At 70.6% G+C, this 14,908-nt stretch carries 13 protein-coding genes; 6 read left to right on the forward strand and 7 right to left on the reverse strand.

Translation table 11 applies throughout. From position 1 onward, the window contains the following. Positions 1 to 38 precede the first annotated feature (38 nt). On the forward strand, positions 39 to 2,057 hold the full coding sequence (locus ACY0PA_RS26645; protein ID WP_473080137.1) for a thioredoxin domain-containing protein: 2,019 nt from the start codon (positions 39 to 41) through the stop codon (positions 2,055 to 2,057). 48 nt (positions 2,058 to 2,105) lie between these two features. Here ACY0PA_RS26645 and ACY0PA_RS26650 read toward each other — a convergent pair whose 3' ends face one another. The 3 genes from ACY0PA_RS26650 to trhA all read right to left on the reverse strand — a co-directional run bounded on the left by ACY0PA_RS26650 (position 2,106) and on the right by trhA (position 3,672). Further along, positions 2,106 to 2,723 (reverse strand): TetR/AcrR family transcriptional regulator, encoded by a 618-nt coding sequence (locus ACY0PA_RS26650; protein ID WP_473080138.1) that lies wholly within the window; start codon positions 2,721 to 2,723, stop codon positions 2,106 to 2,108. A gap of 5 nt (positions 2,724 to 2,728) precedes the next feature. Then, complete coding sequence (locus ACY0PA_RS26655) at positions 2,729 to 2,854, reverse strand: hypothetical protein (protein WP_473080139.1); 126 nt, start codon at positions 2,852 to 2,854, stop codon at positions 2,729 to 2,731. Positions 2,855 to 2,982: 128 nt separating this feature from the next. After that, positions 2,983 to 3,672 carry a PAQR family membrane homeostasis protein TrhA gene (gene trhA, locus ACY0PA_RS26660; protein ID WP_384265736.1) on the reverse strand — a complete coding sequence of 230 codons (690 nt, stop codon included), beginning with the start codon at positions 3,670 to 3,672 and terminating at the stop codon, positions 2,983 to 2,985. A 231-nt stretch (positions 3,673 to 3,903) separates the two neighbouring features. Here trhA and ACY0PA_RS26665 point away from each other — a divergent pair, with 231 nt between their 5' ends. After that, the gene (locus tag ACY0PA_RS26665; protein ID WP_473080140.1) at positions 3,904 to 5,763 is read left to right on the forward strand and encodes a phosphoenolpyruvate carboxykinase (GTP); all 1,860 of its coding nucleotides are present in this window, start codon (positions 3,904 to 3,906) and stop codon (positions 5,761 to 5,763) included. Positions 5,764 to 5,881: 118 nt separating this feature from the next. On the opposite strand, the gene ACY0PA_RS26670 is transcribed toward ACY0PA_RS26665, so the two are convergent. From ACY0PA_RS26670 to ACY0PA_RS26685, 4 genes are all read right to left on the reverse strand, one after another. Continuing rightward, positions 5,882 to 6,301 carry an SCO4983 family protein gene (locus ACY0PA_RS26670; protein WP_473080141.1) on the reverse strand — a complete coding sequence of 140 codons (420 nt, stop codon included), beginning with the start codon at positions 6,299 to 6,301 and terminating at the stop codon, positions 5,882 to 5,884. A 92-nt stretch (positions 6,302 to 6,393) separates the two neighbouring features. Then, positions 6,394 to 7,605 (reverse strand): pyridoxal phosphate-dependent aminotransferase, encoded by a 1,212-nt coding sequence (locus ACY0PA_RS26675; RefSeq protein WP_473080142.1) that lies wholly within the window; start codon positions 7,603 to 7,605, stop codon positions 6,394 to 6,396. A gap of 123 nt (positions 7,606 to 7,728) precedes the next feature. After that, positions 7,729 to 9,336 (reverse strand): N-acyl-D-amino-acid deacylase family protein, encoded by a 1,608-nt coding sequence (locus ACY0PA_RS26680; RefSeq protein ID WP_473080143.1) that lies wholly within the window; start codon positions 9,334 to 9,336, stop codon positions 7,729 to 7,731. Positions 9,337 to 9,569: 233 nt separating this feature from the next. Then, a complete protein-coding gene (locus ACY0PA_RS26685; RefSeq protein WP_473080144.1) occupies positions 9,570 to 10,868 on the reverse strand; it encodes an amino acid deaminase in 1,299 nt (432 codons plus the stop codon). A 152-nt stretch (positions 10,869 to 11,020) separates the two neighbouring features. Here ACY0PA_RS26685 and ACY0PA_RS26690 point away from each other — a divergent pair, with 152 nt between their 5' ends. The 4 genes from ACY0PA_RS26690 to ACY0PA_RS26705 all read left to right on the forward strand — a co-directional run bounded on the left by ACY0PA_RS26690 (position 11,021) and on the right by ACY0PA_RS26705 (position 14,902). Further along, entirely contained in the window at positions 11,021 to 12,073 is a 1,053-nt protein-coding gene (locus ACY0PA_RS26690; RefSeq protein ID WP_473080145.1) for a sugar kinase, read from the forward strand. Continuing rightward, complete coding sequence (locus ACY0PA_RS26695; RefSeq protein ID WP_473080146.1) at positions 12,070 to 12,894, forward strand: IclR family transcriptional regulator; 825 nt, start codon at positions 12,070 to 12,072, stop codon at positions 12,892 to 12,894. Before ACY0PA_RS26690 ends, ACY0PA_RS26695 begins: the two co-directional genes overlap by 4 nt. Beyond that, positions 12,891 to 13,301 (forward strand): RidA family protein, encoded by a 411-nt coding sequence (locus ACY0PA_RS26700; protein ID WP_100598214.1) that lies wholly within the window; start codon positions 12,891 to 12,893, stop codon positions 13,299 to 13,301. The genes ACY0PA_RS26695 and ACY0PA_RS26700 overlap by 4 nt, the downstream gene beginning before the upstream one ends. Before the next feature lie 116 nt (positions 13,302 to 13,417). Beyond that, entirely contained in the window at positions 13,418 to 14,902 is a 1,485-nt protein-coding gene (locus tag ACY0PA_RS26705; RefSeq protein ID WP_473080147.1) for a GntP family permease, read from the forward strand. Positions 14,903 to 14,908: the final 6 nt, after the last annotated feature.

A 14,908-nucleotide genomic window follows, 5' to 3' on the forward strand; every position in this document is an offset into this window, starting at 1 on the left:
GGGCCGATCGGCGACCGGCGTGCGCGAGGATGGGGCGCATGCCGAACCGACTGGCCCATGAGACGTCCCCCTACCTTCTCCAGCATGCCGACAACCCCGTCGACTGGTGGCCCTGGTCGGCCGACGCCTTCGAGGAGGCGCGGCGGCGCGGGGTCCCGGTGCTGCTCAGCGTCGGATACTCCAGCTGCCACTGGTGCCACGTCATGGCGCACGAGTCCTTCGAGGACGAGGCGACCGCCGCCCTCATGAACGACCGCTTCGTCAGCATCAAGGTCGACCGCGAGGAGCGCCCCGACGTCGACGCCGTCTACATGGAGGCCGTGCAGGCCGCCACCGGCCAGGGCGGCTGGCCCATGACCGTGTTCCTCACGCCCGAAGCCGAGCCGTTCTACTTCGGCACCTACTTCCCGCCCGAGCCGCGGCACGGAATGGCGTCCTTCCCGCAGATCCTGGAGGGCGTGGCGCAGGCGTGGGCCGAGCGCAAGGACGAGGTCGCCGAGGTCGCCGCGAAGATCGTGGGCGATCTGGCCGGGCGCGAGCTGCCGTACGGGGACACGCAGATCCCCGGCGAGGGCGAGCTCGCGCAGGCGCTGCTCGGCCTGACCCGCGAGTACGACGCGGCGAACGGCGGATTCGGCGGCGCCCCCAAGTTCCCGCCGTCGATGGTGATCGAGTTCCTGCTGCGCCACTACGCCCGCACCGGCGCCGAGGGCGCGCTCCAGATGGCCGACGACACCTGCGAGCGGATGGCGCGCGGCGGGATCTACGACCAGCTGGGCGGCGGCTTCGCGCGCTACGCCGTCGACCGCGAGTGGGTCGTGCCGCACTTCGAGAAGATGCTCTTTGATAACGCCCTGTTGTGCCGCGCGTACGCGCATCTGTGGCGGGCCACTGGGTCCGAGCAGGCCCGGCGCGTAGCTCTGGAGACCGCGGACTTCATGGTGCGGGAGCTGCGGACGAACGAGGGCGGGTTCGCGTCCGCGCTGGACGCGGACAGCGAGGACGCCGAGGGCCGCCACGTCGAGGGCGCGTTCTATGTGTGGACGCCCGGGCAGCTGCGCGAGGTGCTCGGCGACGCGGACGCCGAGCTGGCCGCCCAGTACTTCGGCGTGACGCAGCAGGGCACCTTCGAGGAGGGCTCCTCCGTCCTCCAACTCCCGCAACAAGAAGCAGAGTTCGATGCCGCGCGGGTCGAGGACATCCGGCGCAGGCTGTTCGCCGCGCGCGCCGAGCGGCCGGCCCCCGGGCGGGACGACAAGGTCGTCGCCGCATGGAACGGCCTGGCGATCGCCGCGCTCGCGGAGACCGGCGCGTACTTCGACCGGCCGGACCTGGTGCAGGCCGCGCTCGCCGCCGCCGACCTGCTCGTACGGCTCCACATGGACGCGCGGGCGCGCATCGCCCGTACCAGCAAGGACGGCCGGGCCGGCGCGAACGCCGGCGTCCTCGAGGACTACGCGGATGTCGCCGAGGGCTTCCTCACGCTGGCGTCCGTGACGGGCGAGGGGGTCTGGCTGGAGTTCGCCGGGTTCCTCCTCGACCACGTCCTCGACCAGTTCACCGACGCGGAGTCCGGCGCGCTGTACGACACGGCGGCGGACGCGGAGCAGCTGATCCGCAGGCCGCAGGACCCGACCGACAACGCCACGCCCTCGGGCTGGAGCGCGGCGGCGGGCGCGCTGCTCTCGTACGCGGCTCAGACCGGTTCGGAGCCCCATCGCACCGCCGCCGAGCGTGCGTTGGGTGTGGTGCGGGCGCTCGGGCCGCGTGCCCCGCGTTTCATCGGGCACGGGCTCGCCGTCGCGGAGGCGCTGCTCGACGGGCCGAAGGAGGTCGCCGTCGTAGGCGAGACCGGCGGCGAACTTCACCGCGCGGCGCTGCTCGGCACGGCGCCGGGCGCGGTTGTCGCGGTGGGCGAAGCGGGCTCCGGCGAACTGCCGTTGCTGGCGGACCGTCCGCTCGTCGACGGCCGCCCGGCCGCGTACGTGTGCCGCAACTTCACCTGCGACGCCCCCGTCACCGACGCCCAGGAGCTCGCGGCGAAGCTGCAGGACTGAAACGCGCCGGACGCCGTCGGGCCCTGCCGGGTGCCAGGGGTCCGGCCCCTACAGACCGTTCCTGAACGTCTCCAGCGTCCGGTCCAGCAGGTCGCGCAGCTCTTCCCGGTGGCCGTGCTCGGCCCAGTACAGCGTGGTCTCCATCAGCGCGCCGACCAGCGCCATCGCGTAGACGCGGACCTCCAGACCGTCCGCGTCGCGGCCGGTGCGCTCGCCGATCACCCGGCACAGCAGCTGCCCGGTGACGGACATGGACTCCATCATCCGGGAGCGCACCGCGGGCACCTCGACCTGGAGCCTGGTCCGCAGCCGTGACACCTCGGGATCGTCGTCGAACCCGAGGTGCACGGCTTGCGCGATCACATGCTTCAGGGAGTCGACGATCGACTCGTCCACGGGCCGAGCACGCAGCTCGGCCTCCAGCATCGCGTCGTACTCGTCCGTGAGGACGATGTCTTCCTTGGTGGGGAAGTACCGGAACACCGTGGACGGTGACACCTCGGCGGCCTCTGCGATCTGCTCGACCGTCGTCGCGTCGTACCCCTGCTCGGTGATCAGGCGGTACGTCGCGTCCCGGATCGCCACGCGGGTCTTGAGCTTCTTGCGTTCGCGTAGGCCCATCCCGGGGTGGTCGGCGGCGGGGGTGGAGCGTGCGGAGGCGGCCATGGGGCTCATTCTCGGGCATCACCGGGGGCCGGGGCCACGTCGGCGGACGGCGCGGTACGGGGGAGCAGGGCGGCCGCCAGCAGGGCGGTGACCAGCGACGCGACGCCCACGACGAGCAGCACCACGCCCATCCCGTGGACGTACGCGGCGTTCGCCGACGTGGCGCTGCCGACGAATGTCCTGCGCCGATTCCCGCTTGGTGGCAGTCAAAAAAATGGCCGCGGCTCGGAAGCCGCGGCCAGAAGGATGAAAGGCGAGATCAGGCGTGCTGGTACGCCACCAGCGAGATGCCGACGTAGTGCACGACGAACGCCGCGAGCGTGAGCGAGTGGAAGACCTCGTGGAAGCCGAACCAGCGCGGTGACGGGTTCGGGCGCTTGATCCCGTAGATCACGCCGCCCGCGCTGTAGAGAAGCCCGCCGACGATCACGCAGACGAGCACGGCCGTGCCGCCCGCGTGCAGGAAGTCGGGCAGGAAGAAGACGGCCGCCCAGCCCATCGCGATGTAGCAGGGGGTGTAGAGCCAGCGGGGGGCGCCGACCCAGAAGACGCGGAAGACGATGCCGGCCGCGGCGGCGGCCCAGATGCCCCACAGCAGCCACTGGCCCTTGGCCTCGGGGAGCAGCAGCATCGTGAGCGGCGTGTAGGTGCCCGCGATGATCAGGAAGATGTTCGCGTGGTCGAGGCGGCGCAGCACGCCGTCCGCGCGCGGGCCCCAGTTGCCCCGGTGATAGAGCGCGCTCACGCCGAAGAGCAGGCAGGCTGTAAGGACATAGATCCCGCAGGCGATCCGGCCGCGGGTGGAGTCCGCGAGCGCGGTCAGCACCAGGCCGGAGACGACGACTGCGGGGAACATCCCCGCGTGCAGCCAGCCGCGCAGCCGGGGTTTCACCGGAACGGGCTCTGTCGCGGTCACTTCGGATGGCGTGGCGGCAGTCATGTGCCGCATCGTACCTACGGGGCCGTAAGTAACGAATACGAGTGACGATCAGTGACGCATACGAGTGGCGATCCTCACTTCGCTCAGCTGTGAGGCCCTCTGGACATATGGGCGCCCGCGTCGGATGATCATATGAGTGCGGTCGGCACCGGATGAGCGCCAGAGGGATCAACACGTGAAGCATCCGGGTCGCAGCCCCCAAGGGGCAACAACACCAAAACCCCTCATTTAGGAGCAATCGTGGCGCGCGACATCGCGGCTCCCGTTTCTTTGGGCAATGTCCCCACCAAGCACCAGGAACTGATCTCGTGGGTCAACGAGATCGCTGAACTGACGCAGCCGGACCGTGTGGTCTGGTGCGACGGGTCAGAGGCCGAGTACGAGCGCCTCGCCGAGGAACTGGTCGACAAGGGAACGTTCAAGAAGCTCGACCCGATCAAGCGCCCGAACTCGTACTACGCCGCCTCCGACCCGACCGACGTCGCGCGCGTCGAGGACCGGACGTTCATCTGCTCCGAGAAGGAGCAGGACGCGGGCCCCACCAACCATTGGAAAGCCCCCGCGGAGATGCGCGAGATCTTCCAGGGCGACAAGGGCAACGGCGGCATCTTCCGCGGCTCGATGAAGGGCCGGACGATGTACGTCGTCCCGTTCTGCATGGGCCCGCTCGGCTCGGAGCTCTCCGCGATCGGCGTCGAGATCACCGACTCCGCGTACGTCGCCGTTTCGATGCGCACCATGACGCGCATGGGCCGGCCCGTCCTCGAGGAGCTCGGCACCGACGGCTTCTTCGTGAAGGCCGTCCACACGCTGGGCGCGCCGCTGGAGGAGGGCCAGCAGGACGTGCCGTGGCCCTGCAACTCCACCAAGTACATCTCGCACTTCCCGGAGAGCCGCGAAATCTGGTCGTACGGCTCCGGCTACGGCGGCAACGCTCTGCTCGGCAAGAAGTGCTACGCCCTGCGCATCGCGTCCGTGATGGCGCGCGACGAGGGCTGGCTCGCCGAGCACATGCTCATCCTCAAGCTGACCCCGCCGCACGGTGAGTCGAAGTACGTCGCCGCCGCCTTCCCGAGCGCGTGCGGCAAGACCAACCTCGCCATGCTGGAGCCCACGATCTCCGGCTGGACCGTCGAGACCATCGGCGACGACATCGCCTGGATGCGGTTCGGCGAGGACGGCCGCCTCTACGCGATCAACCCCGAGGCCGGCTTCTTCGGCGTTGCGCCCGGCACCGGCGAGCACACCAACGCCAACGCCATGAAGACGCTGTGGGGCAACTCCGTCTTCACGAACGTCGCGCTCACCGACGACAACGACGTCTGGTGGGAGGGCATGACGGAGGAGACTCCCGCCCACCTCATCGACTGGAAGGGCAACGACTGGACTCCCGAGTCCGCCCAGACAGAAGATGGATACCGTCCCGCCGCGCACCCGAACGCGCGCTTCACCACCCCCGCCTCGCAGTGCCCGATCATCGCGCCCGAGTGGGAGGACCCGAAGGGCGTGCCGATCTCGGCGATCCTCTTCGGCGGCCGCCGGGCCTCCGCCGTGCCGCTGGTGACCGAGTCCTTCGACTGGAACCACGGCGTGTTCCTCGGAGCGAACGTCGCCTCCGAGAAGACCGCGGCCGCCGAGGGCAAGGTCGGCGAGCTGCGCCGCGACCCGTTCGCGATGCTCCCGTTCTGCGGCTACAACATGGGCGACTACATGGCCCACTGGGTCGATGTGGCCAAGGGCAAGGACCAGGCGAAGCTGCCGAAGATCTACTACGTGAACTGGTTCCGCAAGAACGACGCGGGCAAGTTCGTGTGGCCCGGTTTCGGTGAGAACAGCCGCGTCCTGAAGTGGATCGTCGAGCGGCTGGAGGGCAAGGCCGAGGGCGTCGAGTCGCCGATCGGCATCCTGCCGGCGCGTGACTCCCTCGACACGGACGGCCTCGAACTGGCCGACTCCGACCTCGACTTCCTGCTGACGGTCGACAAGGAGGTGTGGCGCGACGAGGCCTCTCTGATCCCCGAGCACCTCAACACCTTCGGTGACCACACGCCGAAGGAGCTGTGGGACGAGTACCGGGCGCTGGTGAAGCGCCTGGGCTGACGCCCCTCGGAGCACGACAGGTGACAGGGCCCGCACAACGGCGTGCGGGGCCCTGTCACTGTGTGTGCCGTTGGTGGGCGGTTGACGCGCGGCCTCGAGGGTGGCGCGTCAACCGCCGTCAGGAGGCGACCGGCTGACCGGCCGCGGCGTGCGCCTCCATGCGGCGCGCGGCGAGGATCGCTGCGGCCGTGTCGGCGCGGGACGCCGCTACGACCAGGGCGCGGCCCGCGAGGGCGTGCGCGCGCTGGTGCAGGGCGGCGATGTGGGGCTCCTGGCCGGCGTCGGCCACGGACGCGCGGGCCGGCGGCAGGCCTCCGCGCAGCCGGGCGACCTGGTGCGCGAGGTCGTCGGCCGCGGCGTCGAGATCCGGGTCGGGGGCGAGGGCGCGCAGCTCGTCCGTGAGGGCGAGCAGGGCGGCCAGGTGCCCCGCGAGCTGGATGTCGAGCTCCTCCTCGCGGGAGCGGTGCGGAAAGTCGCCGGGGTCGGCCATGGCACAGACGGACCTGCGGGAAGGCCCCGTGCGGATCGGCTCGTACATGGGATGGCCTCCAGGCGGGTAGCTTGAAGGCCATCCTAGCTTAGATTCAGTCTAAAGTTGAGTCTTGTACCCGAAAGAGGGACAGGCGGCCGTCAGGGCTGGCTGTAGCCGTCCAGGAAGCGGCTGATGCGGGTCACGGCCTCCGTGAGCTGGCCGACCGTCGGCAGCGTGACCACCCGGAAGTGATCCGGCTCCGGCCAGTTGAACCCCGTACCGTGCACGACCATGATCTTCTCGGCGCGCAGCAGGTCGAGGACCATCTGCCGGTCGTCCTTGACCTTGAACACCTTCGGGTCGAGCCGCGGGAAGAGGTACAGCGCGCCCTTCGGCTTCACGCACGTCACGCCCGGGATCTGCGTCAGCAGCTCGTACGCGGTGTCCCGCTGCTCCATCAGGCGGCCGCCGGGGAGCACCAGGTCGTTGATCGTCTGGCGTCCGGTGAGCGCCGCGACGACGCCGTGCTGGCCGGGCATGTTCGCGCACAGGCGCATGTTCGCCAGGATCGTGAGGCCCTCGATGTACGAGTCGGCGTGCGCGCGCGGTCCGGAGATCGCCATCCAGCCCACGCGGTAGCCGGCCACCCGGTACGCCTTCGACATGCCGTTGAAGGTGAGGGTCAGCAGGTCCGGGGCGATGGCGGCGGTCGGCGTGTGCGTCGCCCCGTCGTAGAGGATCTTGTCGTAGATCTCGTCCGAGCAGACCAGGAGGTTGTGGCGGCGGGCGATGTCGGTGAGGCCGCGCAGCATGTCGTCGCTGTAGACGGCGCCCGTCGGGTTGTTCGGGTTGATGATCACGATCGCCTTGGTGCGGTCGGTGATCTTCCGCTCCACGTCGGCGAGATCGGGCATCCAGTCGGACTGCTCGTCGCAGCGGTAGTGCACGGCGGTGCCGCCGGAGAGGGAGACCGCGGCCGTCCACAGGGGGTAGTCCGGCGCCGGGACGAGGACCTCGTCCCCGTCGTCGAGCAGGCCCTGCATCGCCATCACGATCAGCTCGGAGACGCCGTTGCCGATGAAGACGTTCTCGACGTCCGTCTCCACGCCCAGGGTCTGGTAGTGCATCATCACCGCGCGGCGGGCCGCGAGCAGGCCCTTCGCGTCCCCGTAGCCGTGCGCGTCACCGAGGTTGCGGAGCATGTCCTCGAGGATCTCGGGCGGGCACTCGAAGCCGAAGGCGGCCGGGTTGCCGGTGTTGAGCTTGAGGATGCGGTGGCCCGCTCTCTCCAGACGCATCGCCTCCTCGAGCACCGGGCCCCGGATCTCGTAACAGACATTGGAGAGCTTCGTCGACTGGATCACCTGCATGTCCGTGAGCTTACGGGCGGCTGTCGCGGGGCGCTCCGTGTTTTCGGACACGTGGGGCGGCGCGGGCGGGCGTCGTAGCGGGTGGGCGCGGGGGTCCGCGCCCGGCCAGGACGTCCGGGGCGGTTACGCCGTCCTGCGGACCGACCGCCCCGCGATGACATCCGTGCGGTGCCCGTCCTCGATCACGAACTTCCCGTCGATCAGGACGTGCGGGATGCCCAGGGGAAGGGTGCGCGGGGCCTCGAAGGTGGAGCCCGCAGCGACCGTCTCCGGGTCGAAGAGGACCAGGTCGGCACGGTAGCCCTCGCGGACCAGGCCGCGGTCGGCCAGGCGCAGGCGCGCCGCGGGGCGGGACGTGAGGTGGGCGACCGTCTCCTCCAGCGACATGATGCCGAGCTCGCGCGCGTACCGGCCGAGGTAGTGCGGGAATGTGCCGTACGCGCGCGGGTGCGGCTTGAAGCCCTGGAGGATGCCGTCGCTGCCGCCCGTGTGCACGGGGTGCTGCATGATCGCCCGGACGTTGTCCTCGTGGCCGACGTGCTGGAGGATCGTCGAGCCCAGCTTGTCGTTGATGAGCAGACGGCGCGCGGTCACCCACGGCGCCTCGCCGCGCAGGTCGGCCGACTCCTGGACCGTCCTGCCGACGCAGGACGCGAGCCCCGGGTCGGACACACCGGAGATCTCGATCGCGTCCCACTCGATGGGCACACCGTGGCAGCCGTCCGCCCCGATGACCTCCATGTGGTGCCGGATCTTCTCCGCGGTCGCGTCGTCCTGCAGCCGCTTCATGATCTCGTCGGGGCCGCCCTCACTGGCCCAGCTCGGCAGCATCGCGACGAGCGTCGTGCTGCCGGGCGTGTACGGGTACGTGTCGAGCGAGATGTCGGCGCCGTCCGCGAGCGCCGTGTCGAGCAGGGAGATCAGGTCGGGTGCCTTGCCCTTGTTCACGCCGAAGTTCATGGTGGCGTGCGCGAGATGGAGGGGGCAGCCCGCCTCCCGGGTGAGCTCCACCATCTCCCGGTACGCGTCGAGCGCCCCGGCGCCGTACGAGCGGTGGTGCGGGCAGTAGTAACCGTCGTACGAGGCCACGACCCGGCACAGCTCGGTGAGTTCGGCGTCCTTCGCGTACATGCCGGGCGTGTAGGTGAGGCCGGACGACATGCCGACGGCGCCCTGTTCCATGCCCTCGGCGACGAGCTGCCGCATGCGGTCGAGCTCCTCGGGCGTCGCGTCCCGGTCGTCCCAGCCGACCGCGTACATCCGTACGGTGCCCTGGGGGATCAGGTACGCGGCGTTGACCGCGATGCCGCGGTCGAGGCGGTCCAGGTACTCGCCGACCGTGCGCCAGTCGAAGTCGATGGACGTGTCCCCGGGCGCACCACCGTTCCAGCCGGTGATCGCGCGGCGGACCTCCGCGAGCGTGCGGTCGTCCACAGGCGCGTACGAGAGGCCGTCCTGGCCGAGGACTTCGAGCGTGACGCCCTGCGCGGCCTTCGCGCTGTGGTCCGGGTCGCGCAGCAGTGCCAGGTCGCTGTGGGCGTGCATGTCGATGAAGCCGGGGGACAGGGCGAGGCCGTGCGCTTCCAGCGTTCTCCGGGCGGAAGGGCGGGGGCCCGCGTCTCCTTCCCGGTGGATCGTGGTGACGCGGCCGTCCTGGACGCCGACGTCGGCGCGATAGGAGGCACCTCCGGTGCCGTCGATGACGCGTGCGTCGCGGATGACCAGGTCCATGGGGGTGCCTCTCTTGGTGCGGGTGTTCGGGTGCGGGTGCGTTGTGGCTGGTCGCGCAGTTCCCCGCGCCCCTGAAGGCTTGCGGCTTCGCCCGCTCAGCCTTCATCGGGGAAATGCCGCCCGCAGGGCGTGCATTTCAGGGGCGCGGGGCTGTGACATCAGCGGCTCCGCCGCGGGGCGCGAACAACCCCCACCGGAGCCGCAGAAGACCACGACCCGATGGCCTACGGCGCTTAGAAGAACGTCCGGACGAAGTCCCGCACCGTGCCGTCCGCCTCGACGAGAGGAATCAGCTGCCACTTGTCGAACGACGTGCACGGGTGCGACAGGCCCATGCCGAGCCAGTCGCCCACCGCCAGGTCCTCGCCCCCCTCCGTACGCACCCAGCCGTGCTGGTCGGAAAGCCCCGTCACCGTCACACCGGTGGCCTCGCGCACCTCGCCCGTACGGGCGTCCCGCACGACCTGCGCCTCGGGCAGGTCAAGGTCGTACGCCGCGTCGCGCTTGCCCGCGTTCGTGAACGCCTGCTCCGCCGTCGGGCGCGAGACGACCTGCGCCCACAGCCGGAACGCCGGGTGCAGAGCGCCCTCCTCGGGGACCCGGTTGAACGGCGTGAGGTGCTTGTAGTGGCCGTCGTCGTGCGACACGTACGCGCCCGAGCGCAGCAACTTCAGTACAGGAGCGGAGAGTTCGGGCAGTTCGGCGAAGACCTCGGCCACCGCGTCGAACCAGGCGCTGCCGCCCGCGCTGACCACGATCTGGTCCAGGTCCGCGAAGCGGTTCGCCTTGTCGAAATCGACGAGCAGCGCGGTCAGGCGGCGCAGCCAGGCGCCCACGGTCTCGGGCGACGCGTCCGGCACCTCGCCCTCGTAACCGGCGATCCCGACCAGGCGCAGCGTGTCCGCCGCGGCGACGGCGTTCGCGATGTCGAAGCACTCGGCCTCGGTCCGCACGCCCGTGCGCGCGCCGTCGCCCGCGCCCAGCTCCACGACCAGGTCGACCGGCCGCGTGGCCCCGGCCTCGGCGAGGGCGGCGTCCATCAGCTCGACGGCGCGCACCGAGTCGACGTAACAGATGAAGCGGAAGCCGGGGTCCCGGTCGAGTTCGCCCGCGAGCCAGCGCAGGGCCGCCGCGTCGACGAGCTCGTTCGCGAGGAAGATCCGCTGGATGCCGAAGGCGCGCGCGATCCGCACCTGGTGCGGGACGGCGAGGGTGATGCCCCACGCGCCGTGCTCGATCTGGCGGTGGAAGAGCTGCGGCGCCATCGACGTCTTGCCGTGCGGCGCGAAGGCCAGGCCGTGGCGCGTGGCGTATGTCTCCATGAGCGCGAGGTTGTGCTCCAGGCGCTCGGCGGAGAGGGCGAGGACCGGGGTCGTGAAGCCACCGGTGAAGAGGTTGCGGCGCTCGGCCGCGAGCTCGCCGACGGTCATGCCGTCCGCGTCCGGGGGCAGCCCCTTGAAGCGGTGGTCGACCCGCTCGAGATCCAGATCCCTGAGCCGGGCTACGGCGTTGACGGCGCTGTCGGCGGCCATGGAGCCTCCTCGTAAGAAGGCCGTTGCAAATGATGCAACGGTCATTGCGTATGTCGCTTACTGCTGTCTAACATCCGAGCCAACGCCGGGTCAACGGAGCCGTTGACCTTCCCGGCATGAGCCCAGAGATCCCACGAGGAGCCCGAACCACCGTGACCGCCACCGGACCCGCCGCCCCCGCGCACCACGCACCCGTGGATGTCGTCACGCTCGGCGAGTCCATGGTCACCTTCGTGCCGTCCGTACCCGGGCGCCTCGCCGACGTACCGTCCTTCGACCGCGGTATCGGCGGAGCCGAGTCCAACGTGGCGTGCGTGCTCGCCGCCGCCGGACACACCGTCCGCTGGGTCAGCCGCGTCGGCGCCGACGGCTTCGGCGACCACCTGGTCGACACGATCGGCGCGTACGGCGTCGACACCTCCGCCGTACGCCGCGACCCCGCCCGCCCCACCGGCATCTACTTCCGCACCGCGGGCGACCGCGCCACCGACGCCCACGAGGTCGCCTACTACCGCGCCGGATCCGCCGCCTCCGCGATGACCAGCCAGAACATGGACCTGGCCGCGATCCGCTCCGGCCGCGTCCTGCACCTGTCCGGGATCACGCCCGCGCTCTCGCCCGGCTGCCTCGACCTCACCGCCGACCTCACCGTCCGCACCCCCGCCGGCCGGCCCCTCGTCTCCTTCGACGTCAACCACCGCCCCGGCCTGTGGCCCCGCCCCGACGACGCCCGCGTCCTGCTCGACCTGGCCCGCGGCGCCGACCTCGTCTTCGTCGGCGAGGACGAGGCCGAGGACGCCTGGGGCATCACCGGCGGCCCCGACGCCATCCGCGCCGCCCTCCCCGAACCCGCCACGCTCGTCGTCAAGCGCGGCGCCGACGGCGCGGTCGCCTACGACGAACACGGCGTACGCCACACCGAGCCCGCCCCCCGCGTGGACGTCGTCGCCGCGGTCGGCGCCGGCGACGCCTTCGCCGCCGGCTACCTCTCCGGCGCCCTGCGCGGCCTGCCCGTACCCGCCCGCCTGCGCCACGGCCACCTCATGGCCGCCGCCGCCCTCACCACGCCCGGCGACCTCGCCGCACCCCCGAGTCGCGCCCACGCCGACCGCCTCGCCGACCTCGACGACGCCTCCTGGGGCACACTGCACCTCGGCCCCGGCTGGACCGCCGACGGGGCCGTGGAGGAGGTACGTAGGCCATGAGCCAGACAGTCGACCGAGCGCTGAGCATCCTGCCGCTGCTCGCCGAGGGCCCCGCCGACCTGGGCCAGGTCGCCGACCGCCTCGGCGTCCACAAGTCCACCGCCCTGCGCCTGCTGCGCACCCTCCACGAACACGGCCTGGTCTACCGCCAGTCCGACCAGCGCTACCGCCTCGGCGCGCGCCTGTTCGCCCTCGCCCAGGAAGCCGTCGAGAACCTCGACGTCCGCGAGATCGCCCACCCTCACCTGACCGCGCTCAACGAGAAGTGCGGCCACACGGTCCACCTCGCCGTGTACGAGGAGAACGAGGTCCTCTACATCGACAAGGTGGAGAGCCGCTACCCCGTCCGCATGTATTCCCGCATCGGGAAGCCGGTGGCCATCACGGTCGCCGCCGTCGCCAAACTCCTCCTCGCCGACCTCCCCGAAGCCGAGCGCCGCGCCATCGCCGAGAAGCTCGACTACCCCACGTACACGGCCCGTTCGACCCCGAACGCCGGCGCCTTCCTCAAGGAACTCGCCGTCGTCCGCGAACAGGGCTGGGCCACCGACCTCGGCGGCCACGAGGAGTCGATCAACTGCATCGGAGCACCCATCCGGGGTGCGGACGGCCGAGTCGTCGCCGCCATGTCGGTCTCCGCACCGAACGTGGTCGTCACGGCCGAGGAACTCCTCACCCTGCTCCCGCTGGTCCGCCGCACGGCCGACGCGATCAGCCGGGAGTACTCCGGAGCCGTACCCGGCTCCAAAGAGGCCACCACCAAGGCCAGCACCAAGGCCACCAGCAAAGAAGCCCCCACCAAGGAAGCCACGTCACGATGACCGAGAAGACCGCGCTCACCCCCGCCACCCACACGACCCCGCCCGCGAAGTTCTCGCACGGCGTCAAGAAGGGCAACATCCTTCAGGTCGCGGGCCAGGTCGGCTTCCTGCCGGCCGTTGAGGGCCAGGCCCCCACCCCCGCGGGCCCGACCCTGCGCGAGCAGACCCTCCAGACCTTCGCCAACGTCAAGGCGATCCTCGAAGAGGGCGGCGCCACCTGGGACGACGTCATGATGATGCGCGTCTACCTCACCGACGTCGACCACTTCGCCGAGATGAACGCGATCTACAACGCGTACTTCGAGGAGCAGGGCCTCAAGGCCCCCGCCTCCGCCCGCACCACCGTCTACGTCGGTCTCCCCAAGGGTCTCCTCATCGAGATCGACGCGCTCGCCGTCCTGAGCTGACGCCTTCGCAACACCCGTAACCCCGTACGTCATCACGGTGCGGCGCCGATCCCCGAGGCGCCGCACCGCGATTCCCCCTGCCCCGAAAGCCGCATGGAATTACGAGGTCCCCCCTCATGTCCCTCCTGCCACTCGCCGCGACCGCCCCCGCCCCGGTGCCACCACCCCACACCGGCGGCCTCCTGACGATCATCGGCGGCACCGCGGGCCTGCTCACCTGCGCAGCGCTCGGCATCGTCCTTCTGCTCTTCCTGATCATCAAGGTCAGACTCCAGCCCTTCCTTGCCCTCCTGACGGTCTCCATAGCCGTCGGCCTCGCGGCCGGCCTCTCCGTCACCGAACTGTTCGGCACCGTCCAGAAGTCCGACGCCGTCTCCCTCATCGAGTCCGGCATGGGCGGCACCCTCGGCCATGTGGCGATCATCATCGGACTCGGCACCATGCTCGGCGCGGTGCTCGAAGTCTCCGGCGGCGCCGAGGTGTTGGCGTCCCGCCTCCTCAACCTCTTCGGCGAGAAGCGCGCCCCCCTCGCCATGGGCCTGACCGGCCTCATCTTCGGTATCCCGGTCTTCTTCGACGTCGGCATCTTCGTCCTCGCGCCGATCGTCTACGCGGCCGCCAAGCGCGGCGGCAAGTCGATCGTCCTCTACGCCATGCCGCTACTCGCCGGCCTGTCGATGACCCACGCGTTCCTGCCCCCGCACCCCGGCCCCGTCGCCGCCGCCGGACTGCTCCACGTGCAGCTCGGCTGGGTCATCCTCATGGGCCTCATCTGCGGCATCCCCGCCGTGCTCGCCGCCTGGGTCTGGTCCGCGTGGATCGGCAAGCGCATCTTCGTGCCCGTCCCGCAGGACATGGTCGAGGCCGCCGACGAGGCGAAGGCCGCGCTCGCCGAGGAGCAGCGCAAGGCCGGGGTGAAGCCGACCGAGAAGCCGGTCCCCCTCGGCACCGTCTTCACGATCATCGGCACCCCGCTCGTCCTGATCCTCCTGGCCACGTTCTCCTCGATCGCCTTCGACCCCTCCACGGTCCGCTCGGTCATCGAGTTCTTCGGCCACCCCTTCGTCGCCCTGACGATCGCCCTGCTCCTGGCCTACTACCTGCTCGGCATCCGCCGCGGCTGGTCCCGCAAGTCCCTGGAGACGGTGTCCACGGCGTCCCTGAAGCCGGTCGGCAACATTCTCCTGGTGGTCGGTGCCGGCGGCATCTTCGGCGCGGTCCTCAAGGGCAGCGGCGTCGCACAGGCCCTCTCCGACACGTTCAACGACGTGGGTCTGCCCGTCATCGTCCTCGCCTACCTGATCTCCCTGGTCCTGCGCGTCGCCCAGGGCTCGGCCACGGTCGCGATCGTCACGACGGCCGGCATCGTCTGGCCCCTGATCGAGGCGGGCGACTACTCCCAGCCCTTCACGGCCCTCGTCATCATGGCCATCTCGGCGGGCTCCATCTTCGCCTCGCACGTCAACGACGGCGGCTTCTGGATGGTCGCGAAGTACTTCGGCATCTCGGAACGCGACACGCTCAAGACCTGGACGGTCCTGGAGTCGGTCCTGTCGGTGGCCGGCTTCGCGGTGGCGGCGGTGATCAGCCTGTTCGTCTAGAACACG

This window comes from Streptomyces sp. DS1-CR2, assembly GCF_055760475.1.